Consider the following 24,515-nt stretch of genomic DNA (forward strand, 5'->3'; position numbering starts at 1 on the left):
TTTTTATAGAGCTTGACATCATTCATACCGGCGATTGCCTTGAAATCCTGAAAGCCCTGCCCGATGACAGCGTTCATTGCTGTGTGACGTCCCCTCCGTATTACGCGCTCCGCGATTACGGCATGGAGGCTCAGATCGGCAGAGAGACAACGCCGAAGGAATATATCTCGCGCCTGACGGAAGTGTTTACCGAAGTCAGGCGCGTTTTGCGTCCGGATGGAACGCTCTGGCTGAATATCTCAGACACCTACGCCGGTAAAGGCAATCAGGGCGATTTCATTGACCCGAAGAACCCCTACGGCAGAAACGGTCAGGCTGTGGCTCTCAACAACAAGGTTGAGGGCTGCAAGCCGAAAGACATGATCGGCATTCCGTGGATGCTTGCTTTTGCCCTCCGCGATACCGGCTGGTATCTGCGCAACGACATCATCTGGATGAAGGACAACCCCATGCCGGAGAGCGTCAAAGACCGCTGCGCCCGCTGCTATGAGCATATTTTCCTGTTCTCAAAGTCCAAGAAGTATTTCTTCGACTACAAGGCGATTTCCGAACCGATTGCCCCTGCAACGGCGGAACGCCTCAAGCGCGGCATGAAAGGCGGCAACAAATACGGCAAGCCCGTTCCCGGTCAGCCTCAGCCGCAGTCCATCAACCGCCCTCGTGAGCATGGCGAGATCAAGGATTGTGACATCAATCCGCTTCGCAACAAACGCGATGTCTGGAAGATCAACACCGTTCCCTTCAAGGGCGGTCACTACGCCGCCTACCCTCCGAAGCTGGTTGAGACCTGTCTTCTCGCCGGTTGTCCAGAAGGCGGCATTGTGCTTGACCCCTTTATGGGAAGCGGCACAACCGGCATGGTTGCCTCACAGATGGGGCGTCATTTCGTGGGCATAGAGCTGAACCCTGAATACACCGAGCTTGCCTACAAGCGGATTGGAGGTGAAATCTGATGTCCAAGGAACCGGAGCTTAAAGCCCGCGACAAGGTAGTCGTGCGGATGACGCGGGAAGGCGCGGTTGAGGAAAACCTGACGGCTGGCACCGAGCAGCGTGTGTCAAAGCGGCTGGAAGAAGCAGAGCTGGTGAAGCCCGCTGAGACAGCCGAGCCTTCCGAGGCTCTTTCCCCAGAGGAACAGAAAAAGATGCAAATGCGCCGTCAGCAGCGTCAGTTTCAGGCGGAACACGCCGAAGATAACGACACACAGCCGCCCTCGGAAACGTCCGTCACAGAAGAGAAAAGGGCAGAAAATCCACCCCAGAATGTACCTGAACCGCTGCCCTCGGAAACGCCGTTCAAGCCTCCAACTTTAGAGCAGCACGGCGTTTCTTCTCATACCGGCACGGTGATTGCCGAAACGGTTGTTACGCACAAGCTGCGCAAGACCTCTGCGGTTGAAGCAGTGGATGCAGATGCCATTCTCACTCAAGCGGCGGAAACCGCCTCCGCGAAGCCGGTCTCGGACGATGCCGTTCCGCCCACGAAGCGGATGCAGAAGCTCGAAAGAAAATCCGAGAAGGCGCATGATCGGCTGGATGCCGCCCGTGAGAAGCTGCCCACGCACAAGGTTCTCAAGAAAGAGCGTGTCTTTGATGAGGAAACCGGCAAGGGCAAAACCCGCCTTCATTTTGAAGATGAGCTGAAAAAGCCGAAGGGCAAGGGCAAGCTGCAATTCGAGGCAGACAAAACCGTCCGCAAGGTCGGTGACACCCTCGCCTCCGGCATTCACGGCAAAATCCATGAGGTCGAACAGGAAAACACGGCGGTTGAGGCGGCGCATAAAACGGAGATCGCCGCTGAGACTGCCGCTCGGCATTTCAGTCATCATCGGGAAAGCAGCGTCAACAAGCCCTACGAGAAGGTCTCCAAGCTGGAATACAAGGCGGATGCTGCGGATGCGAAGCTCCAATATGAGAGAAATCAGCAGGAGCATCCTGAGATGAAGAAGCAGAACATGAACAAGTACTACCAGAAGCAGAACATCAAGAAGGAATATGCCGCTGCTCGAAATGCCGGTTCTCAGACTGCCGGGACTGCAACAAAAAGCACCAGCAAGAAGCTCGGTGAAAAGGCGTCCGACAAGATCAAGGAGTTCTTTGAGAAGAACAAGAAGGTCTTCATCTGGATCGGCGTCGGAATTGCCCTTCTCGTTTTGCTCGGTGCCGGAATCAGCTCGTGTTCGATGCTCACCTCTACCGGCTCGTCGGTTATCGCTTCCTCTTATCTCAGCGAGGATGACGCGATGCTCGGCGCGGAGGCGCAGTATTGCCGGATGGAGCAAGAGCTGCAACGCTATCTCGACACCTACGAAAGCACCCACGACTACGATGAATACCACTTCGATCTGGATGACATTGAGCATGACCCCTATGTGCTGATCTCCATTCTCTCGGCTCTCCATGAGGGCGAGTTCACGCTGGATGAGGTGCAGGGTGCGCTCCAAATGCTGTTTGAAAAGCAGTACATCCTCACCGAAGAGGTTATCGTCGAAACCAGATACCGCACGGAAACCGACACATGGACGGATGCAGACGGCAACACGCACACGGAAACCTACCGCGTCCCGTATGACTACTACATCTGCAATGTGAAGCTCGAAAACTTCAATCTCTCCCATGTCCCGGTCTACATCATGGGGCAGGAACAGCTCTCCATGTACGCAACGTATATGTCGGTGCTGGGCAACCGCGAGGATCTGTTCGGTAACTCCCCCTATGTGGACAAGTACATCACAAATCCTCCCGCCGACTACGATGTCAACCCGGAATACCTGAACGACGAGAAGTTTGCAACGCTGATTACCGAGGCGGAAAAGTATCTCGGCTATCCGTATGTGTGGGGCGGCTCCAATCCCGACACGTCCTTTGACTGCTCCGGCTTTGTCAGCTATGTTCTCACGAACAGCGGTCTTGTAAATACCGGACGGCTTGGCGCACAAGGGCTTTACAACGTCTGTACGCCGGTTTCAAAGGCGAATGCACAGCCCGGTGATCTCATCTTTTTCGTCGGGACGTATGACACCCCCGGTGTGTCCCACGTCGGCATTTACGTCGGTGATGGGGTCATGATCCACTGCGGCGACCCCATTCAGTACACATCCATCAATTCTTCCTACTGGCAGCAGCATTTCTACGCCTTCGGAAGACCCGCCTATTAAAAGAAAGGAGTTTTGCATGAATCCCAAGTATCAGAAAGTCCTCTCCGACATTGAGAAGGCTGAAAAGAAGAAGTCCGAAATCGAAGGTCAGCTCAAGGAGCTGTACGACAAGAAGACAGAGCTGGAAAACCTTGAAATCATCAATACCGTGCGCTCTATGGTGATGGACAAGGATCAGATCATGGCGTTCCTGTCTTCCATGAAGGGCGGCACCAAGCCCGCTGAAAATACGGAGGTAATCGACAATGCGTAAGAAGTTTCGTTTTCTGACCGTCCTTGCGGTCTGCGTCATGGTGCTGTCCTGCTTCTCGGTGACGGCGTTTGCCTATGCCGATGACACCGAACAGAACCTTCCCGTTACGGAGGCAACCCAGCCGGAACAGCAGCCCGCAGTCACTCCCGACCCTGAAAAGCCGAAGGGTGAGCCGATTGACGATGAGGGCAACGCCCACACCCGCGACTTGCTCTATGACAAGGCAACCAACAAGCAGTTCATCACTGTCCAGACGAAGAACGGCAACACCTTCTTCATTGTCATCGACTACGATGCGCCCATCAACGAGGATGAGGAACAGTATCAGACGTACTTCCTGAACATGGTCGATGAAAGCGATCTGCTTGCGCTTTTGGATGAGGACACTGCGGCTGCGCTGACCACCTGTAACTGCAAAGAAAAATGCGCTGCCGGTCAGGTCAACACCGACTGCCCGGTCTGCAAGACCAACATGAGCGAATGCACCGGCACAGCCCCCGTTACGCCTGAGCCGGACAAGGATGCGGAAACCGATGTCCCCGCCCCTAAACCCGAAAAGAAATCCAACATCGGCATGATCCTCGTCATCTTCGTTCTTGCTGGTGCTGCGGGTGCAGCTTATTACTACATCAAGTTCGTCAAGGGCAGAAAGCCCAAGGATGAAGATATGGACTTCTTTGATGATGAAGGCTACGAAGAAGAGCCGTACATCAACGAGGATGATGAGCCGCAGATTGCGGAGGATGCTGAAACGGATGGTGATGAAGATTGATCTTAGTCATTGCTGAAAAGCCCAGCGTTGCCCAGTCCATCGCAAAGGTTCTGGGCGCAACGTCACGAAAGGACGGCTACATGGAAGGCGGCAATTACATCGTTTCATGGTGCTTCGGTCATCTGGTGGAGCTGGCAGACGCCAGCTCCTACGATGAGCGGTATGCCAAGTGGCGGTATGACGATCTGCCCATTGTTCCGGAAAGCTGGATGTTCGAGGTCACGAAGGACAAAGCCCAGCAGTTCAAGGTGCTGTCCTCTCTCATGAAGGACAAGCGCGTCACCGAGCTGGTCTGCGCAACCGATGCAGGGCGCGAGGGTGAGCTGATCTTCCGGCTGGTTTACAACAAAGCCGGATGCACCAAGCCCTTCAAGCGTCTGTGGATCAGCTCATTGGAGGACTCCGCCATCCGCGAAGGCTTCAACCATCTCCGGGACGGCAAGGAATATGACCGCCTCTATGAAGCGGCACTCAGCCGCTCGAAGGCGGACTGGATTGTCGGCATCAACGGCACCCGCCTTTTCACCACGCTCTATCACAAGAAGTTGGTGGTCGGGCGCGTCCAGACGCCGACCCTTGCAATGCTGGTGGAGCGCGACGGGAAAATCTCCATGTTCCAAAAGGAGAAGTATTTCAACGTCCACGTCGGCAAGGGCGATCTGACCGCCGATCTGGAAAAGGTCAAAACCGAAGAGGAAGCAAAAAGAATTGCGGCGGCTTGCGAGAAAAAGCAAGCCGTCGTTTCTTCTCTCAAGCGGGAGACGAAAACCGTCAATCCTCCGAAGCTCTATGATCTGACCACCTTGCAGCGCGAGGCAAACCGATACTACGGCTTCACCGCCCAGCAGACGCTCGATCTCGTACAAACACTCTACGAAAAGAAGCTCCTGACCTATCCGCGCACGGACAGTCAGTTCATTACGGACGATATGGAGGACACCGCCCGTCAGGTCATTTCTATTGTCTGCCGCCAGCTTCCGCTTTTCTCCGGTGTTTCGGTTACTCCGGACATTGCCCGCGTAACCGACAACAGCAAGGTCACAGATCACCACGCCATTCTCCCGACCGTCCAGCTTGAAAAGCAAGAGGTTTCCGCGCTTCCTCAGTCGGAACAGAAAATCCTCAACCTTGTCGGGATGCGCCTTCTGTGTGCGACCGGCGAGAAGCACACCTACGCGGAAACGCAGATCACGCTCTCCTGCGAGGGCTACGAGTTCAAAACCAAGGCGAAGACCGTCGTTCAAAACGGATGGAAAGCCATCGAAGAGCTGTTCAAGGCTTCCCTCAAGACGAAGGAAAAGGACGATCCCATGAAGTTCCTGCCCGAAGTCCATGAGGGTGATGTTCTGGATAGTGTGTCCGCCAGCGTTACGGAACACTTCACGACGCCTCCGAAGCAGTACACGGAAGACACGCTCCTGTCTGCGATGGAGACTGCCGGAAACGATCAGTTCGACGATGACACCGAGAAGAAAGGTCTTGGAACACCCGCGACACGCGCCGGTATCATTGAAAAGCTGGTGAAATCCGGCTTTGCAGAGCGCAAGGGTAAGTCTCTCATTCCCACGAAGGACGGCTGCAACCTTGTCTGTGTTCTGCCGGAACAGATCACCTCTCCCGCAATGACGGCGGAATGGGAAAATACGCTCATGGAGATTGAACGCGGCAATGCGGATGCAGACGCCTTCCTCAGCGGCATTGTCCAGATGACCGGGGATCTCGTGAAAGCCTACCCGTTTCTCTCCGATGCCGAAGCCCAGCGTTTCGGCACGGGCAAGGAGGAAATCGGCAAATGTCCTCGTTGTGGATCTCCGGTCTATGTCGGCAAGGGCAACTTCTACTGCTCGAACAAGGACTGCTCCTTCTGCCTGTGGGAAGACAACAAGTTCTTTTCCAGCAAGAAAAAGAAGCTGACCAAGAAGATTGCAAAGGAGCTGCTGGACAAGGGCTGGTGCCGAGTGACCGGGCTTTACACGCCGAAGAAGCCTCAGCTCTATGATGCGGTCATTCGTCTGGATGACAGCGGCGGCAAATACGTCAGCTTCAAGATGGAGTTTGATCGATGACCCGCCCAAAGTATGTTGCTTCATGCAGCGGAGGCAAAGACAGCGTAGCGACGCTCCTGCTGGCTGCACAGCACAATGAGCCGCTGGACGAAGCGGTTTTCAGTGAGGTCATGTTCGACAAAGACACAAGCGGCGAAGTCCCGGAACACCGGGACTTCATTTATGACCGGCTCAAGCCCTTCTGCGAAAAGGAGCTGGGCATCAAGTTCACCATTCTTCATGCAGACAAGACCTACGATGACGTGTTCCACTACGTCATCACCCGCGGACCTCATAAGGGCATTGTTCGCGGCTTTGCATGGGCTGGTATGTGTGCAGTCAATCGTGACTGCAAAATCCCGCCAGTCCGCAAGTACAATGCCGCACTCTCGCCGGACACTGTGAGCTATGTCGGCATCGCGGAGGATGAGCCAAAACGCCTTGCTCGTCTGGATGGCTTGAAGAAGGTCAGTCTGCTTGCCAAATACGGTATGACCGAGGCAGACGCCTACAAGCTCTGTCAGGATCACGGGCTGCTTTCCCCAATCTACGCTCACTGCCGGAGAAACGGCTGCTGGTTCTGTCCCAATGCAAGTGACAAAGAACTGCTGCACATAATCACAAATTATCCGGATATGTTTGACCGGCTGATTGAATGGGAGAACGAAGACAACATATTCCATCGTCGGATGACGCGCAGAGAAACCCCGTCTGAGGTAAAGGCTCGTTTACTGAGCAAATCCCAGACGGGGTTTTCTTCGCCCAAAAGCAAATAAGAAATGGAGGTTTGAGATGGCTGAAAACAAAAATGCACAGCAAGTCCGCGAAATCACGGACAAGCTGGAACAGGGCATCAAGGAGCTTTTTGAATCCGAGCGGTTCAAGGAATATCTCCGCACGATGTCCAAGTTCTACAACTATTCCTTCAACAACACGCTGCTCATTGCGATGCAGAAGCCGGAGGCAACCTATGTTGCCGGTTATACCTCGTGGCAGCGCAACTTTGACCGTCAGGTCATGAAGGGCGAAAAGGGCATCAAGATTCTCGCACCCGCGCCGTACAAGGCGCAGGAAGAGCGCGAGAAGATTGATCCCGTAACGCAGAAGCCGGTAATCGGCGCAGATGGGAAGGCTGTCACGGAAACGGTTGAGGTCCTGCGTCCTGCCTTCAAGGTGGTAAGTGTCTTTGATGTTTCCCAGACGGACGGCAAGGAGCTTCCGGACATTATCGTCGATGAGCTGAAAGGCACCGTCGAAAACTACGAGGCGTTCTTCGATGCGCTCAAGCAGGAGTCTCCCGTCCCTATTTCCTTTGAGGACATTCCGGGCGGCGCAAAGGGGTTCTTCTCTCCGGTTGAAAGCCGTATTGCCATTCAGGAAGGCATGAGCGAAATCCAGACGGTCAAAACCGCTATTCACGAGATCGCCCACGCAAAGCTCCACGCTGTAAAGCCGGACGAGAAAGCCGCACCCGAAGACAAGAAGGATCGGCATACCAAAGAGGTTGAGGCGGAAAGCGTAGCCTACACTGTCTGTCAGCGGTACGGCATTGAAACCTCGGACTACTCCTTCGGGTACATCGCCGGTTGGTCTTCCGGCAAGGAAACCAAGGAGCTGAAAAGCTCTCTGGACACCATCCGCAAGACGGCGGCTGAGATGATCGAGGGCATTGACGCCAAGCTCAAGGTGCTGCTGGCAGAGAAAGCACAGTCCGTAGAGAAGGAAGTCGAAGCTCCCGTAAAGGAAACCGTTCCGGAGGAAAAGCCGGAAGTACCCATTTACCGCGAGACGGCGAATTACGCCTATGAAGCCGGTGAGCTGGAGTCATATCGTGCTTCTCTCGCCACAAACGTGGAATGCCGCAAAGCGATTGAAGCGGCGATCAGCTCCAACTACGGAGACAACCGGCTGAATGCGGATGCTGCCGTGAAGAGCGTCCTTGAGCAGTTCTCTCCGGAGCGTGTCCGATATGTCCTCGCAAACACCATTCAGCAGAAAGACTTTGACGGGCGTATTCCCCAACCCCTCAAGGAGTGGGCGAAGAGCGTTGAGGTCTGTCCAGAGAATGCCTCCCGCTTCCTTGTGGATAAACCCAATCCCGGACTGACGGCACTTTTCGTGGATGCGTTCCGACAGCAGACCGAAGCTCAAAAGGAAGTCATGCCTGAGAAAGCAGCGGAAAGAGACCCGGAAGTCGTTGCATGGGAGAACGATGAGATTACTTCTATTCAGGTAAAAACCGTGGAGGTCAAATCTCCCTTTGCTCTCTTGCCGGAGGAAGCAGCGCAAGCACCGAAGGCGCACCGTCTGACTGCCGAAGAGAAGGAAATCAAAGCCGCCGTCATGGACACGCTCAAGGGGCAGATTGCCTATAACAACGACGGAATGCGGGCGTCCTATCGCGCCTCTAACCATTCCTTCAATCTGCTGGCGCGGAACGGCGTCAGGATCGAAGGCAACACGGTCACGCAGAACGGTGAGCCGCTGTTCAAAATCCATCGTCGTCATGCGGCGCGGAAAACACAGGGCTGTTACCGTGAGCTGGTGCCGACGCTGGAATACGTCAAGCAGGAGCAGAAGCAGGAAAAGCCCTCCATCCGCGATCAGCTCAAAGCTGCCGCAAAAACACAGCCGGAGAAGAAATCCCAGGTCAAATCCAAAACACACGACATGGAGTTGTGAGAAAGGAGACGCATGAAGAAATACACAGACGTTGACATTATCGCGGAGCTTCAGAAGCTCGTGGACAGTCATGTAGACAGCTACAAGGAAGACTTCGACATCGACAAGCGCATCATCCGCCGCGCTGCCGAAAGCCAGAATCCCGAAGACAGGACGCTGATGTGGTTCTGCCGCCCACACGGAACGCACTGCCTCAATGAAAATCAGGTCTTCATTCAGGGAACGCGGGATCACAACACCTTCCGATTTTACGCAGAACAGACCTACGACGAGTGTATTGCCCGTGTCATCGTTCCGAAAGCCGTCAAGCGCGGCAAGGTGTTCGGAGATGTCTTTGAGATCAATTACCGGGAACAGGCGGCAAATGTAGCGCAGAACTCGGTTGCGCCGGATCATGACCGGCTGACCTTTGCAGACGGCTATGTGCTGGACGCCCCCTGCCGCAGCAGCTTCGATGCAGCAATGGCTCTGGTCGGTGAGCATGGCGGCGTCAAAACCCACCAGACGCTCCCGAAGGACGCGGATGCTCTGGCGGAAGTGCTGTCCAAGCAGAAAACCCGCCGTGACAGACTGCCGGATGCAGGAAGGACAGAGACGCTTTCGCCTCTGCCCGTTGCAGAACTTCGGAAGTATGAGGCAGTCAAAAAGGCGCATCCGGACGCGCTGGTTTGCTTTGCCCAGAACGGCTATTTTGAGCTTTACGGCAAGGATGCAGAGAAAGCCGCGCCCTTGCTCGGCACGAAGCTCCTTGAGAAGAAGGTACGCGGCAAGCCTTCTATTCCGGTCACTGGCTTCCGTGAAAGCGCATGGGTAGCCGGTTCTCACAAGCTCTGGAAGTCCGGCGTGGATGTCTTTCTCAGCAAGGACGGCGAGACATTCAAGGAACTCAAAGGCGCAGATTACATTCCTGTCGGTGCGACACTGAATGTGGATGGGATCAAGTGCAGAATCGACGCGGTTAATTTTGCCGCTGATGAAGTCCGGCTGACCAACATCGAGGACAAGAACCGCCCCATCCGCTTTTCTGAGAGCATCCAGTATGTCCGCGCCTATGTGGAGGATGCCGGAACTGCCATCTACGACACCATCCCGAAGAAGCCCGCTGCCCGTGAATCCATCCGCGACAAGCTGAAATCCGCGCAGAAAGCCCAGCCGCCCCACACACCGAAGCCGCAGAAATTGAAAGGAAAGGATATGGAACTCTGATATGAAAAACTTTACCGTGGAAGAAATCAACCTGATGTGCTGCTTCAACACGTCCAGCCGGAAGCGACTGATCGACGATATGAAGAGCGTCACCCTGAACGACATGGACGGTGAGATTGCGGAGCTGATGTATAAGACCATCCGGAAGCTCGAATCCATGACCGACGCAGAGTTTGAGGAACTGTATATCATGCCGGACGGCATGGTAGATGACTGAAAGGAGGATGCCTATGCCCGTATTAGACGGTAATTTTGAAGCCTTCGTCACAAACCTTGGAAAGTACAACGAGGGTGAGCTGGTCGGTGAGTGGGTGAAGCTGCCCACCACCGAGGAAGAGATGCAGAAGGTCTTTGAGCGCATCGGAATCGGCAAGCAGGATGAGTTCGGTCAGCCCTATGAAGAGTGGTTTATCACCGACTACGAATGCCCGATCTACGGCGTTCAGAAGATGCTCGGTGAGTACGAGAGCCTTGATAAGCTCAACTACCTTGCCGCTTTGATTGACGAGCTTTCCCTGAGTGATCAGGAAAAGTTCGCTGCCATTATGGAATCTGGCTGCGATGAGGTCAGCGACATCGACGATCTCATCAACCTGACGTTCAATCTGGACTGCTACGACATCATGCCCGGTATCAACGACGAATCCGACCTCGGCTACTATTACGCCCACGAAGCCGGTATCTACTCTGAAAAGGATCTCGGTCCTCTGGCAGATTACATCGACTATGAACGCTATGGGCGCGACATTGCGATGGATGAGCAGGGACGCTTCACCGATGAAGGCTATGTCCGCGTCGCAAGCGAGAGATGGGACAGACAGTTCGACGGCGATCTTGATGACATTCCCGATGAATACCGGATCACCGGCTCAGGGGAAGCCGCCGAGCGTGACAGCACCATCGCCGTTCTCGTCGTTGAGCCGGGAAAGGAGCCTTATGTGAAGGAGATTGACTCCGGTCTGGAGTCCTTGCAGCATGAGGTCGGCGGCTGCATCGAGGCGATTTACCCCTACGAAGACCCGGTTGCCTTAGTCTGCAACGAGGAAGGCAAGCTGGAAGGTCTGCCCCTGAACCGCGCTCTGCGGGATGAGGACGGTGACATCTACGACGTTGTTGCCGGAACATTCATGGTAGTTGGCTTGACGGATGACAGCTTCGGCTCTCTGACCGTAGAGCAAATGCAGAAGTTCTCTGACCACTTCAAGGTGCCGGAGCAGTTTGCAAAGCTGGGCGATAAGATTGTAGCGATTCCCATGATCTCGAAGGAACAGCAGAAGCAGGAGAGCATTGAGCAGAAGGACTTTGAGATGAATGCCGACACCTCCGGTCTGACGGTTGCCGGTCACATCGGGACGTGGCACACCATTGAGCAGCATGAGGTCGGCGGTCACAGCTTTTATCTGATGGAGCATGACACCTACGGCGATGAAGCGGCTTGCATCATCGTCGATGAGCGCGGCAAGCTCGTCCTTGATGATGTCTACAACGGCTTTGACGATGACACGCTCCGCCTTCTCGACCTTGAGGTCAAGGAAGTGCCGGAAATGCCCGATCCCACGCTCTCCGTTCAGGATATGAAGGACTACGGCTACGCATGGGCTGGCGTTCTTCCCGCCGGTCAGGAGGCGGCTGAGAAGGCTTTGGAGAAGGGCTGCGAGGTTTACCGGCTCTATTCGGATAACACCGAGGGCTTGTGCGTGGATGCAACGGAGATTGCCGATCATGCGGCAAAGGGCGGAATGCTCGGTATCAGCAAGGAAAGCTGGATGGCAACTCTTGAGAAGGAAAACTACCTCAAGGCAGCGGAGATGTCGATGGAGGATGACTACGGCATGATTGATGGGATCATCAACAACGGTCCGAAGGAGGACAAGACCCTTGATGCCAAAGCTCCCGAAACCGGCGAGAAGTCCTCCATCATGGACAGGCTCAAGTCCGCAAAGGCTGAAAAGCAGAAGGAATGCTGCCCTCCCAAAAAGCACAAAGGAGAGATTGAGCTGTGAGCAGAAGTCAGAAATGGCGGCAGGAGTGGTCGTTCTTCATTGGGGACAGCGGACGCCGGAGGTATAACCGCTTCTGCGTCCGCTGCGTCCATGACTGTAAGCAGAGCTTCCGTGCGGATCTCATCGCCTGTCCGCACTTCTCCCGCAAGGCATCGCGGTGTAGACAGTTAGGGGTCGAAAAAGCCTGTGATTGCAAGCCTCAGAGTGACGAGGAATGACCGCCCAGTGTGATTATATTCCCCGCACAGTTCCAGCAATAGAGCGAGAATAAGTGTCGATTTCGGCACTTGTTTGAATGCCCGGAAAACGAACCAAAAGCCTCTGTCGATGCCCGTTTTGGGTGTCGGCAGAGGCTCTTTTTTTATGACATATTCAAAATAGCGGACAGCAGCTCTTGAACCTGTTGCCGGTATTCCGGCTTTATATCCGAAATACGTCTGGCAAGCGCAAGGGCTTCCGCTTCTGGCTCATCGGTCCCAAAGATAATTCGGTCCGCACTGACGCCCAGCAAACGGCAAAGACGCTGCAAGGCTTCAAGAGAAATACCAGAAGCACCACGCTCAATAGCGCTCAGGTGATTCGGCGTCATGCCAAGCATTTCTGAGAGCGTGTCCTGCGTATAGCCCGCCTGTTCTCTTGCCACTTGAATATTGCCGCCGATTTCAATATTGATGTCCTTCTTCTCTCGCATAGCCTCACCACCTTTGCATTTAGTGTACCTAACGGCGGTGTCATTATCCACGGTACGCCGTCGTTGATTTTACTAACGACAATGCGTTGACTGTCCGTGATGAGGGTGATAGAATGGAGTTACCTACCAAAAGAGTGAAAGAAGGGGTGTCATGTCGCGCATTATTGAGTTTAGAAAGTCTGCTCAAAAAGCTGAAAAGCAATCCGTTCAAGGCAAGACTTGTGCGTTTACCGGTCATAGACCGCAGAGTCTTCCGTTCGGCTTTGATGAATCCGATAAGCGTTGTACTTCTTTGAAATCTGTTATGCGGGATCAGATTGTAGCACTCATCGAGAACGAGGGCGTCACGCATTTTATTACCGGCATGGCTCTTGGCGTCGATATGTACGCTGCGGAAATTGTACTCGATTTGAAATCAAAATACCCTCACATTACTCTGGAAAGTGCAATCCCTTGTGAGACACAAGCGATCAAATGGTCTGTGGCTTCACGGGAACGGTATTATAATATCGCGGCAAAGTGTGACAAGGAGACCATGCTGCAACGGGAGTACACGCCGGACTGCATGGACAAGAGAAATCGGTACATGGTAGATCACGCCGATTATATTCTCGCAGTATGGAATGGATGCCCCAGCGGTACCGGGAACACCGTGAGATATGCCCACAAAAAGGGCAAATCTATCATCGTTATCAATCCGGTTTCCCTTGATGTCACGCGGGAATAAGGCAAAAATCCCACTCCTGAATCAAGCGTTGCGAAAACCGTGAAGTATTTCCCGATAGTGAATACACATTGCACTACTCGGTGATTATTGGAAACGTGTACGGCGTATGCTGCCCAGTGAACATCTCCACGGAACACATCGAATTTTCACGGCTTCGTAAAACGGAAAGTGTCACCTTATGAACAGTCCCTTGCCGAGAGAAAAATAAATCGCTGGAAACGGGAACGCCCCCGGCACTGTGCGTCTGGCACAGTGTCGGGGGCGTTTTTCCGTGTCTTAGTTATGAGCCAGTTCATTTAGGAGCAGCTTTCGATAGTCCACATCCAAGACGCAGCGATGGAAGTCCATCAGACGGTGTTCGTCGAACAGCTTTTCACAGAGCTTGGTCAGAGGATGATTCATCAGCTTTGCAGAAATGCCAGTCTCGTTGAAAAACCTTGCCCATGTGAAGACCTCTTCTAAATCCTCCTGCCCAAGCGTGGCGGGAATGATGGCGTTGCAGAGGCGGACAATGGGGCTGTCCGCAAATCGCTCTGCCACTTCCTCCGGTGTGCATTCATAGCGGTCACAGTCAAAGGAAAGTGCATCCTCAATTTTAAGATAATTTTCGGTTTCATCCCGCGTCAAGGTTATGGTGTAGTCTCCCATACCGGACGGCACATCAATATTCTCCATGACATCAAGCTCGAAACGGGAGCCGCCGATGATCGCCTCAAAGGAGAAGGACTGACAGATTACTGCTGGGTTCTTGTCTATCTTGTCCTCATTCAGAAAGGACAGCGGATTGTACTCTGTTAGTTCCCAGTCGATTTTTCCTCTCTCTGTTTGCTCGGCAATCTGCTGGATCAGATGTTGTTCTTCTTCGTGCAGATTTTCATTGTACAACATGATACACCTCCGTTTTCTGATTGTCGTTTTTTGGGGGGGCTGCTCTATGTTTCCGAAGAGACTGCCGTTTGTATCATCATTCCTTGGCTGAGGGCAGACCTTCGTAAAACTTCCTAAGTTCGCCCAAACTGCTTGTCCGATTTTTGATAGGCAGGGAGTCCCATGTAATGTCATGATAGCGTTCCGGCGGCTCATCCCGCAGTCTTCGGTCGATGATGCAGACAATGCCGGTGTCTGTGAAATTGCGGATCAATCGCCCGATGCCTTGCTTGAGCTTGATAATCATTTCGGGAACGCGAACATCCATCAGAGCATCCTTAGCAATGGAACACTTATACTCGATAATTGGATCGGGGACAGGGAACGGAAGCCGGAAAATGATGACATTGGAAAGGCTTTTTCCTTCAATGCTGATACCTTCCCAATATGCGCCCGTCCCCAGAAGCACGGAGTTCGTATCTTCCTTAAACTCATTCAGCACCTTGTCCTGCGACGATCCCGGCTGTTGCATCAGGATTTTGTACGGAAGATTTTTCTCACTGAGAATGGAGTAGACCTCTTCCATGTCGGTCTTTGCCGTAAACAGCACGAGTGCCTTTCCATTGGAAATGCTCAGGATCTCAAGCAGCCGCTCCACACCATTTTCAATGAAGGCTTCATGTTCTCTGGTCGGGTGCGGGAGATCGTCGCAATAGTAGATCATGGCGTGTTCATCGTATGGATATGGGGAAGGCTTTGGCTCGGATAAGCAGCCGCGATCACCAGCGGGAAAGCCGGTATTGCTGATAAAGTAAGAATACTGTTCTTCCAGAGACCCGCTCGTGGCGTTCGTCAGCGTGGCAGAGGTCAAGATGGTTCTTTCATCACCATTGAAGTATAGGCGGCTCACAATTTCTTTTGTGTTTTTAGGGCAATAGACAAGTTCCGTGTTGCTGCCGTGCTGCTCGATCCAGATCAGCATATCGTCTATCTGGTCAAGAAGCTCCGAAAGGGATTCGCTGACGGCATCCAGATCATCAGAGGCAGCAAAGGAACGGTTGTTTCTGAAATCCATGCTGGAATAAATCTGAATGCTGGACGAAAGGTTATGTATGGCGGCGTTCATTTCAGTAAGCAGCTCAACTGCGCTGCCGTTTTGGTCAAAGAAAAAGCGGTCAGCATAGCGCATATCCTGATCTGCCTCGTTGATCTGCTTTTGGACTTGTGTTTTCAGGCAGTTATAGAAGGCGATGATTGAGCTTTCCGCCTCTCGCTTTTCTCTGGACACACTGCTCTGGTCAAAGGATCGCAGCTCATAGAATGCGCTCTTAATCATTCCAAAGAGCATACCTTGCCCGAAACGCTCCGTTGTGGCACTCCGCACCTTATCATCCAAGTTGTGTGCTTCATCCACGACAAGCAGATCAGCGGCGGCGTTAATCAGCCCGTCCTGACCGCGCCGGAGTTTCATGAGATGCTGGGTTAGAAAATCCTGATTGCACAGTACCACTCCATCCGTAAACTTTAATGCTGCGCGGACTTTGTAATACTTGCACTTCTTTTCACAGGAGCCACAATTCTTCATGCTGAACCGCTGCACGTTTACCTTGTCCCAGACTCCTTGCGGCAAAACCTCCGGGAAATCCTTGCGTTCCTCATACCCTTGCTTGATTCCTTCTTTGATCGCGTCCGGTGGGTCTGCTTTCGGGTCACACATATACTCATCTGCGCGTTTGTTGCAGAGATAATGGGTCTGTCCTTTTGCGAGGATAACATCTCTGTTCAGCCCAAGAAGGGGCATTACCGCGTGGACATCGCGCCAGAGCTGTTCTTGAAGCGCAATGGTCGAGGTTGCGATGATAACCGGCTTGTTCATGCGTTTGCTGTACAGCAGCACCGGCACAAGATAGCCAAAGGACTTTCCAATGCCCACGCCAGCTTCAATCGCAAAATGCTGATCGTTTATGAGGGCGTCCACAATCTCAAAGGACATATCCTGCTGTCCCTCACGCATTTCCAAACCATGCTGCGGGGCTTCATCCCAAAAGAAGGTGCTGACTTGCTCACTCATGGAGTACAGCTCTGCTTTTCTGCGCTTTTTCCGTTCCTCCAATGTATTGAATCCAAAATAGAATCTGTTGTCCATCCACATTCCTCCCGGAATAGAAACCAAGGCTATCCGCGTTTCAGTTCAATGCTGACGTTTCCGTTCTCGTCGATGGTCAGCGTCATGTGTCTGATGTGCTTCTCATAGAACTGCCGCCGCTCTGCGGGAGACATTTCGATCCTCGTGTTTCGCAGAGCAGCGTCAAACATATCGTTGACGTTCAGGTGAACGGAGTTGTCAATCCAGCGGTACATCTCCTTGAATAGTGCGTTTTTCTTGATGTCCTCGCTGTTGCCAGAGTAGAAGTCATCCAGATAGCAGTAGAATATCCCGGATTCTGCGAGTGCCGCCTTCATATCCGGTCCGCATTTTTCCCGCTCAATCATGACAAGGAATCTGGCGTCCGGCAAGGAAGAGATAAGCCCCCAGTAGTCGGAATCGCTTGAGACAATGACGAAGGAATCCACTTGCTTCTGGTAGTGTTCCTGACAGGCTCTTGCAGTGAGCTTGATGTCTACCAGTGATTTGTTCTGCTTGATCCGCTCAATCATGATATGTTCAACGGGGATGCGGATGTAGTTTTCAAGAATCCGCCATGCCGTAGCAGTATGCACGTCATCAAAGAGAATGATCGCCGTAATCTTCTGCATGACCTCATAATCAAGATTTTTTAGCGTGGCGCACAGCTTGTACGGGTCAGAGTTTTCGCAGTCCACTACTAATACGGTTTTCTCGCTGTCATCTATGAAGTCGTAGATATTGTTTTTTACAAAAGCCCCTGCATCAGAGACTTTACTGTATTCCGTGAAGGCGTCGCAATGCCATTGATAAAGCAGGGTAGCAAACTTCTTATCGTTATAGAGGACATTACCCTCGTCCATCGGTACCCAGTTGATATACATTTGATAGGGGTAGTAGGAGAGACTTGCGTAATAGATGTCCGCAGCATCTTTCGTTCCGTCCTCTGTCAAGCCGTTTGGCATGATGAACAGCTCTTTTATGTACGCCCAGTTAATCCAGATTGGAAAGAGGCTTTTGCAGTTGTTAATGCGGTCTGAAATCAGCCGGTTGATCTCGATAATGTGGTGGCAGAGCTTTGTACTCGACTTTTTGATAAAGCTGATTCCGTCATTTGAAAGCTGCTGCATACTGGACATTGGAAGAATCTCAGGCATCGAAAGAAGCCCACGGTATTCCATCCGCATGATGTCATTTATTTTCCGGTAATTGCGCTCAATGGCGGTGCGGATGATACATAGATTACGAATGATGCGGGCATTTTTATCCTGTTCAAGCCGGTTGTATATCTCTATCTTCGGCGGCTCGTGTTCATTTTGGAAAATACGAAGCGGGACGCCGATCAGGTAGGCGACCTTTGACACAAGCTCATAGGTGCTGTCTTTGTAGGCAATCTGCTCTCCGGCATATTCGACGCCATTCAACATGACTGAATTGCCCATGATCTACTCCTTTCTCGTAGGGGAGTTAAGCGGTCATTACATTGTCTGTCCACATCTCACACTGGCTCATGACAGTCTGGACAGCATCATCCATACCCTCAGGCGGATATTTGTGTTTTTTCAGCAGCCTTTTGACAAGACGGCGCATTCCTGCTCTTGCGCTCTCTTTCTTTTGCCAGTCTATTGTCTGGTTTTTGCGAAGCAAATCTGTCAGTTCTTTCGTGATAGCAATAAGCTCATCATGCTCGTAAAAGTCCTTGATTGCTTGCGGCTTCGTCAGAGCATCATAGAAAGCAAGTTCGTCCGCTGTCAATCCAAGTTTTTCACCCTCGGCGGCAGCAGCGGCAATGTCTTTCGCCAGCTTGAGTAATTCTTGAATGACTTCCTCGTTGGTCAGCATTCCGTTCAAATAGCGGTTCATTGCGCTCTGAATGATTTCGGAGAACTTCTCAGACTTGACGATATTTGTTCGGCGGTAAACAGAGACCTGTTCGGAAATCAGTTTTTTCAGGAGTTCGACTGCAAGATTCTTCTCCTTCATGTTTGCCACTTCTTCAAGGAACTTCGGATCGAACAACGAAAACTCAGTCTGGACATCAGAGAAAAGGTTGATAACGCCTTCGCTTTTGATACTGTGCTTCAAAAGCTCGTTAATGCGCTCATTTACTTCCGGAAGCGTAAACTTCTTTCCGGTACCGCCTGAAACCAAGCGCACGGTCATTGTTCTTACGGACTCGAAGAAAGCTGCCTCCATGCGAGTTTGCTCGTCTACCAAGCTGCTGCACAGCGAAAGTGCCTGCTTGAGAAGCAGGGCTTCTTTGATAAACACATTCTGTGTCTTCTCATGGTCGGGAAGCTCGTACTCTGCAACACTCTTGCCGAGTATGAAGTTCACTCCGCCGCTGATGAGCTTCGCCCTGTCAAGGTCGCTTCCGGTCATGAATTTCTCATAACTGAATCCGTGGAACAAATCTCTGCAAATAGAGAGCTTTTCAAGGAACTTCGGATATGCAGCCTTGCTTACATCTGTATCACCATAGTTCTTCTTGTCTCTGGCAGTATAGTCGTTCATTGCCTGTTTCAGTGCAGCCGCAATACCAACGTAATCGACAACCAAACCGCCTTCTTTATCTTTGAAGACACGATTGACGCGGGCGATAGCTTGCATCAGGTTGTGTCCAGCCATCGGCTTATAGACATACATCGTAGCAAGGGAGGGAACATCAAAGCCGGTCAGCCACATATCCACGACGATGGCGATTTTCAGCGGAGAGTTGTTGTCTTTGAATTTCCGCGCCATATCGTCCTTATGAGCTTTGTTGCCGATAATCTCACGCCATTCTTCGGGATCGTTATTGCCTTGCGTCATGACCACTGCAATCTTTTCCGTCCACGCTGGGCGTAGCTCAAGAATGCGCTTATAAATCTTCATTGCTATGGGACGCGAATAAGCAACGATCATCGCCTTGCCGGTCAGGATATTCTCACGGTAATTCTCGTAATGATCAAGAATGTCATTTACCAAGGAATTGATCGTCTGGTCGGCACCGAGGATTGCTTCCATCTGACCAAGTTCCTTTTTGCTCTTTTCAATGACATACGGATCGGCGTTGTCAGCCATAATATCATACTCATTATCGATCAGATGGAGGGTGTTCTCGTCGAGTTTCAGGTGAATCACACGGCTCTCGTAATAGACGGGTCTTGTAGCTCCGTCTTCAACTGCCTGTGTCATATCATAGATGTCGATGTAATCACCGAAGACTTCTCGTGTGCTGCGATCTTTTGTGGAGATCGGTGTTCCGGTGAATCCAATGTAGGTCGCATTAGGAAGCGTGTCTCTTATAATGCGGGCAGTGCCGATAACGGTTTTCGCCTCGACTTCGCCGTTGTCCTTCTGCTTGACCACAACCTTCTCATTGAGACCATATTGCCCACGATGCGCTTCATCAGCCATCACGATAATGTTCCGGCGTTCCGAAAGAGCTTCGTTGCTTTCTTCAAACTTCTGCATGGTCGTGAAGATTATGCCGTTTGCCTGTCTGTTTGCAAGCAGTTCTTTCAGATTCTTGCGGCTCTCAGCGTGCTGCGGCGTTTGCCGGAGGAAGTCCTTGCAGCGGGCGAATTGTCCGTAAAGCTGGTCGTCCAGATCGTTACGGTCGGTAATGACAACGATAGTGGGGCTTTCTAACGCTTCTTGCAGATAATGAGCATAGAAGACCATAGACAACGATTTTCCGCTGCCCTGTGTATGCCAGAAGACGCCGCCCTTGCCGTCTGTCACAGTCGCGTGCTTCGTAGACTCAATCGCCTTTTTGACTGCAAAATACTGATGATACCCAGCGAGTATCTTGAATGTATTCTGTCCATCCACATTAAAGCAGATGAAGTTTTTCACGATGTCAAGGAAGCGGGTCTTCTCAAACAGTCCTACAAAGAATGTGTCAAATGATGCGTGTTGCGTATTCTCATAGCTGCCGTCTGTTGTTTTCCACTCCATAAAGCGGTCTTCGCCGGACGTGATTGTACCAGCCTTTGAAGTGGTCAAGTCGCTCATGACACATACCGCATTATAAATGAACATAGAGGGGATCTCATACATATAGTTCCGGAGCTGGCGGTATGCTGCGGAAGCGTCGGTTTCTTCGCGGGACGGAGACTTCAACTCCACAATGACGAGCGGGAGACCATTGACAAAGAGAATCACATCTGGTCTTTTTTCGGAGTTCTCAATGAAAGTCCATTGATTCGCAACTGTGAACTCGTTACTGGCAGGATTTTTGAAGTCTACAAGGTAAACAAGGGTAGAGCGTTCTTCACCCTTGTCATAGTATTTTACCGGGACTCCGTTTTGGAGGTAGTCCATAAAGACCATGTTCTTCTGCAAGAGCGTTCCAGTTTCAAAGTTCTTGAGCTTATAGATTGCCTCCGTCAGAGCGTCCATAGGTAGGCTCTTGTTGATCCGCTGCAAGGAAGGCAGCAGAACATCCTCATAAAGCGGCGAGTGATAATCGCGCTCCACGTCCGGTCCATAGATATAGTTATAGCCCAGTTCTTCATTGAGAAGCTGCAAGACAGCGTTCTCGTAATTTGATTCTGTAAAATATCCTGCCATAGTTTGTCACTCCCTTTTACGCCAGACTCGCCCCGAACTGATCCAGCGTGTTTTCTGCATCTCTGTCAGTGACGGGCTTATTCATCGCTTTTTCAATTAGGTTTAGAAGGCTTTTTGCTCTGTCGATGAAATAGCCATTGAAGTCATCTGCCTTCAATTCTGCATAGTTGATAAAGTGCGATTCCACCCGTGCTTGCAACTCATTCTCGGTCAGTCCATCAACCTTCTTTAGAATTGCCCCCAGATACTCACTCGGCGCATTTCCGCCAATCGAGCGGTTGGTGGCTGGAAGAATCGGGGTCTTGTTAATGATGGAATTATACCGTTCGCGCTTGATGCCCATTTTCTCGCAATATGCTTCGGGGAATATATGGTGAATATCCGGAGACTCAAGCATACTGTTTACAATGTCAATCGTCGTGTTGTTCATAAAGTCACGACACTTCTCCTTGTAAAGAAGAGCCATTATACCTTTATATGCCGCGCTCAAGCGAGTTTGAAGGGTTAGCAGCCGCGTAGAAGAAAAGACTGCGCTGTTAATCGTGTGCATTGCATTCGGACGTCCATTGACCTCTTCAACCATGTCCTCAATGTCATAGGCATAGCGGGTTTCGTTCGCACCGCCATACATCTCACCCAAAATCCCGCACCAATACCACCGAGAAAGAGTTTTGATTGTGTTTGGCTCATTGCATTTGGATTTTCCGAGAACAGCGCAGATTGCCGCAAGTGGAATCAACTGCGTTGTATAGGGCAAATCTCTTTGACGGAAAACGCACTGATCCCGAAGAAGAAACTCCTTTGCGATTTTGAACCCAGACAGCACTGCATCCCGGTTCGCTATGTACGATTCATAAGGAAGTCCCAGAACATCTTTCTTTTTGCAGGAGATTGTGTTTGTCTTTCCAGACTGCTTGTTCAAATAGCTTGTAAAGAGACAAACCGTTGTCAGGAAGGTAGTCTCATCAATCCCATCGAACAGGTCTGTTCTCAGCGTGTCACCGAAACCGCAAATTGTATTTCGACACTGCACCCAGTCTTTTCTCAGGTCAAAGTCTCTTGTGGCATAAGTTGCGGTAACAAGCTCAAACACCGTGAGAGGAACACCACCGGTATTGACGTTCTCAAACACCTTGCACACTGCCTCTCGCGGCGTGGACTTGTCCAGCGTAATCACAGGCAGCTTATACCCGGAAATTGTATTCAGCACATCCGCCTGAAAACGCTTGAACTCGTCCATTGCCTCCGGCTTCATTCCATAGTGCGTCATGTAGCCCATGAACCAGTCCATAACGGCGTTGCTATCGAACACAATATTGACCGGGAACAGCTTATTCTCGTATTCATATTCTCTGGTTGAGAGGTCGAGCTTCACATCACGGTCAAAGTTTTCTTTGATCTTGCGGTCTTCCGGAATAGACAAGACTGCATCAAAACGATCCTCATCATCGTCAAGGCACTTCTCCATTGAGAGATAGTAATAACGCTTAATAGCCTTGCCTTTTTCTGTTTTGGTCGAGACCGGCTCTTTAGAGGATGTTGCCTGATAGATGGAAGTAAGTCGCTGCTGTCCATCAAGAATCAAATGCTCCGGCTTTACTGAGACGCCTTTTACGCCCGTAATTGTGCGGTATTTGAATTGAATGTCCGGATTACCGTATTGTAGCCGCATAATGGCACCCATAGGGTAGCCTTGCGACAAACTGGCGATAATTCCTCTAATTCGGTTATCATCCCAAGTCCAGTCGCGCTGAAACTCCGGCAACTGCATTGAGCCGGACTTAACCTCCGCTAAAAGCTGACTTAGGTTTGTATCAAGAGATTGTGGTGAAATAATCACGTCTGCGCCTCCTTCATTGAGTTTTACTGATCGGACGAGCCCAGTCTGCTTTCCAAATCTGAAATATCGCTGCGGATGGAAGAGATGTCCGACTCAATATCGTCAACCCGCTCGGATAAAGAAGCCTGCTGACTTTGAATGTACTCCATTTGTGAGTATAGACCTCGCACTGCCAGAATCAATTCTACCATCAGCCCCTTATCATCGAGGGAGAGAAGACGGTCTTTTTCAGCCTGTATCTTTTCCGCCTCCTGTTGAAGCCGCTCTTTCTCACGAACTGCTTCTGCTGCGGCTTTCTCAAGACGAACCCGTTCCTTTTCAAGACGCTTTTTCTGGCGCTCGTCTTTGCTTTTTTTCAAGCTCTCCTGAACTTTATCAAACATGGTACAACCTCCAAATCAGGTAAACGATAATTTACAGCAACAAGCGTTCTCAGTATTTGATAATCTCATAGCTAATGCCGAAAACAACGATTACACTGTGTCCGACTATGCTTTTCTTAACCCCAAGCGGACATTGGCAAAAAACCAAGTGGCGAGAAGCATAGATATGAGCCAGCTATCGACAAGCGGGGCTTTTCCGTCCGGCTGGGAAATGAAGCCGTTTAACGGGGGAATGCGGTTTACAAACGGAGATACGCTTTTAGCTCGCATTACTCCCTGTCTCGAAAACGGCAAAACTGCTTTCATTGACTTTCTTGATGATGGTGAAGTTGCTTTTGGCTCGACGGAGTATATTGTCCTCGCACCGAAAAATGACACACCACCCGAAATGCTATATTGTTTGGCTCGCTATCCAGCATTCGTCGATTATGCAGTCAAAAACATGAACGGAAGTAGCGGGAGACAACGTGTTTCTGCCGAAACAGTAGGGCAATACCGACTTCCCTTGTTTGACAAGCACAGTCTGGTGCTATTTAAGGAGGTTGTCTCACCAATGTTTTTGAAGATGCGCTACAATTCCCTTGAAAATATGAGACTGGCTGAACTGCGAGATGCGTTATTGCCTAAACTCATGTCCGGCGAGATCGATGTCTCTGCCGTCCAGCTCTAAGCCGCTAAATTATCGTTTATCTGCTCGTTGCAGGTGATCTTATCTTCGAGGCATTGCATCGTTTGTACGATAACTTCTTGTACAGCAAGCGAAGGAACGGGTATGGTCAAATTGGCAACTTCGGAAAATGTAATCTGAGGGAATGTGCCAGATCGCGTTTCAGCTAACAGTTGAAGTTCTGCAACTGTGGAACTATTCTTCAAGAAATAGTATAGGTACTTAGGAGATACCACATCCTTTTTTGCACGAATTACCATCAGTTTAGTTGAAGCGATATAGTCTATGGGCGAAAAATCCACATAGGCAAACCGCCTGTTCTGTGGACGGATCTCGCTATATAAAATATCGTCTCGCTGAAAAGTCTTCTTGAACTGCCCTTTCAAATTGGAGTTTGGAACTCGTTCGTGGTTGAGAACTCTACCCTCTAAAACGTCCGAGGTATTGATAAGCGTCACCATATTCTTTTTTTCGCGATAAGTGTCCGAAATAGACGAACAAACTTCACCAACGGGCATATATATTGTTCCATTCATACTA

General features: G+C 51.1%; 20 protein-coding genes. 12 read left to right on the forward strand and 8 right to left on the reverse strand.

Annotation, left to right across the window (positions count from 1 at the left end; translation table 11 throughout):
• Positions 1-122: 122 nt before the first annotated feature.
• The 10 genes from BN2154_RS08780 to BN2154_RS08825 are packed head-to-tail and all read left to right on the forward strand — an operon-like array spanning position 123 to position 12,118.
• Positions 123-953 carry a DNA-methyltransferase gene (locus BN2154_RS08780; RefSeq protein WP_242853726.1) on the forward strand — a complete coding sequence of 277 codons (831 nt, stop codon included), beginning with the start codon at positions 123-125 and terminating at the stop codon, positions 951-953.
• A complete protein-coding gene (locus BN2154_RS08785; protein WP_050618452.1) occupies positions 953-3,157 on the forward strand; it encodes a C40 family peptidase in 2,205 nt (734 codons plus the stop codon). Before BN2154_RS08780 ends, BN2154_RS08785 begins: the two co-directional genes overlap by 1 nt.
• A gap of 16 nt (positions 3,158-3,173) precedes the next feature.
• Entirely contained in the window at positions 3,174-3,410 is a 237-nt protein-coding gene (locus BN2154_RS08790) for a DUF4315 family protein (protein ID WP_006573549.1), read from the forward strand.
• Positions 3,403-4,182 carry a DUF4366 domain-containing protein gene (locus tag BN2154_RS08795; RefSeq protein WP_050618453.1) on the forward strand — a complete coding sequence of 260 codons (780 nt, stop codon included), beginning with the start codon at positions 3,403-3,405 and terminating at the stop codon, positions 4,180-4,182. The genes BN2154_RS08790 and BN2154_RS08795 overlap by 8 nt, the downstream gene beginning before the upstream one ends.
• Positions 4,179-6,248: a DNA topoisomerase 3 gene (locus tag BN2154_RS08800; RefSeq protein ID WP_050618454.1), complete on the forward strand. Its 2,070-nt coding sequence runs from the start codon at positions 4,179-4,181 to the stop codon at positions 6,246-6,248. Before BN2154_RS08795 ends, BN2154_RS08800 begins: the two co-directional genes overlap by 4 nt.
• Complete coding sequence (locus tag BN2154_RS08805; RefSeq protein ID WP_050618455.1) at positions 6,245-7,003, forward strand: adenine nucleotide alpha hydrolase family protein; 759 nt, start codon at positions 6,245-6,247, stop codon at positions 7,001-7,003. The genes BN2154_RS08800 and BN2154_RS08805 overlap by 4 nt, the downstream gene beginning before the upstream one ends.
• Positions 7,004-7,019: 16 nt before the next feature.
• Positions 7,020-8,909 (forward strand): DUF3849 domain-containing protein, encoded by a 1,890-nt coding sequence (locus BN2154_RS08810; protein ID WP_050618456.1) that lies wholly within the window; start codon positions 7,020-7,022, stop codon positions 8,907-8,909.
• A 12-nt stretch (positions 8,910-8,921) separates the two neighbouring features.
• Complete coding sequence (locus BN2154_RS08815; RefSeq protein WP_050618457.1) at positions 8,922-10,115, forward strand: MutS N-terminal domain-containing protein; 1,194 nt, start codon at positions 8,922-8,924, stop codon at positions 10,113-10,115.
• A 1-nt stretch (position 10,116) separates the two neighbouring features.
• Positions 10,117-10,332 (forward strand): transposon-transfer assisting family protein, encoded by a 216-nt coding sequence (locus BN2154_RS08820; RefSeq protein WP_050618458.1) that lies wholly within the window; start codon positions 10,117-10,119, stop codon positions 10,330-10,332.
• A gap of 13 nt (positions 10,333-10,345) precedes the next feature.
• Complete coding sequence (locus BN2154_RS08825) at positions 10,346-12,118, forward strand: antirestriction protein ArdA (protein WP_242853727.1); 1,773 nt, start codon at positions 10,346-10,348, stop codon at positions 12,116-12,118.
• Positions 12,119-12,479: 361 nt separating this feature from the next.
• Here BN2154_RS08825 and BN2154_RS08830 read toward each other — a convergent pair whose 3' ends face one another.
• Positions 12,480-12,809 (reverse strand): helix-turn-helix domain-containing protein, encoded by a 330-nt coding sequence (locus tag BN2154_RS08830; protein ID WP_006573527.1) that lies wholly within the window; start codon positions 12,807-12,809, stop codon positions 12,480-12,482.
• Positions 12,810-12,960: 151 nt separating this feature from the next.
• Between BN2154_RS08830 and BN2154_RS08835 the strand changes: the two genes are divergently transcribed.
• Entirely contained in the window at positions 12,961-13,536 is a 576-nt protein-coding gene (locus tag BN2154_RS08835) for an SLOG family protein (protein ID WP_008816165.1), read from the forward strand.
• Positions 13,537-13,812: 276 nt separating this feature from the next.
• On the opposite strand, the gene BN2154_RS08840 is transcribed toward BN2154_RS08835, so the two are convergent.
• The 6 genes from BN2154_RS08840 to BN2154_RS08865 all read right to left on the reverse strand — a co-directional run bounded on the left by BN2154_RS08840 (position 13,813) and on the right by BN2154_RS08865 (position 23,308).
• Positions 13,813-14,424, reverse strand: a complete 612-nt coding sequence (locus BN2154_RS08840; protein ID WP_050618460.1) for a hypothetical protein — start codon at positions 14,422-14,424, stop codon at positions 13,813-13,815.
• A gap of 76 nt (positions 14,425-14,500) precedes the next feature.
• Positions 14,501-16,549 carry an ATP-dependent DNA helicase gene (locus BN2154_RS08845; protein ID WP_050618461.1) on the reverse strand — a complete coding sequence of 683 codons (2,049 nt, stop codon included), beginning with the start codon at positions 16,547-16,549 and terminating at the stop codon, positions 14,501-14,503.
• A 29-nt stretch (positions 16,550-16,578) separates the two neighbouring features.
• The gene (locus tag BN2154_RS08850) at positions 16,579-17,970 is read right to left on the reverse strand and encodes an NYN domain-containing protein (protein ID WP_050618462.1); all 1,392 of its coding nucleotides are present in this window, start codon (positions 17,968-17,970) and stop codon (positions 16,579-16,581) included.
• A 25-nt stretch (positions 17,971-17,995) separates the two neighbouring features.
• Positions 17,996-21,085: a type I restriction endonuclease subunit R gene (locus BN2154_RS08855; RefSeq protein ID WP_015564516.1), complete on the reverse strand. Its 3,090-nt coding sequence runs from the start codon at positions 21,083-21,085 to the stop codon at positions 17,996-17,998.
• A gap of 16 nt (positions 21,086-21,101) precedes the next feature.
• Positions 21,102-22,925: a GmrSD restriction endonuclease domain-containing protein gene (locus tag BN2154_RS08860; RefSeq protein ID WP_227202768.1), complete on the reverse strand. Its 1,824-nt coding sequence runs from the start codon at positions 22,923-22,925 to the stop codon at positions 21,102-21,104.
• 23 nt (positions 22,926-22,948) lie between these two features.
• Positions 22,949-23,308: a hypothetical protein gene (locus BN2154_RS08865; protein ID WP_015564517.1), complete on the reverse strand. Its 360-nt coding sequence runs from the start codon at positions 23,306-23,308 to the stop codon at positions 22,949-22,951.
• On the opposite strand from BN2154_RS08865, the gene BN2154_RS08870 reads away from it, so the two are divergent.
• On the forward strand, positions 23,307-23,978 hold the full coding sequence (locus BN2154_RS08870; protein WP_154666660.1) for a restriction endonuclease subunit S: 672 nt from the start codon (positions 23,307-23,309) through the stop codon (positions 23,976-23,978). The genes BN2154_RS08865 and BN2154_RS08870 overlap by 2 nt on opposite strands.
• On the opposite strand, the gene BN2154_RS08875 is transcribed toward BN2154_RS08870, so the two are convergent.
• Entirely contained in the window at positions 23,975-24,511 is a 537-nt protein-coding gene (locus tag BN2154_RS08875; RefSeq protein WP_094762436.1) for a restriction endonuclease subunit S, read from the reverse strand. The genes BN2154_RS08870 and BN2154_RS08875 overlap by 4 nt on opposite strands.
• Positions 24,512-24,515 lie beyond the last annotated feature (4 nt).

The organism is Intestinimonas massiliensis (ex Afouda et al. 2020), assembly GCF_001244995.1.
Classification (GTDB): Bacteria; Bacillota; Clostridia; order Oscillospirales; family Oscillospiraceae; genus Intestinimonas; species Intestinimonas massiliensis.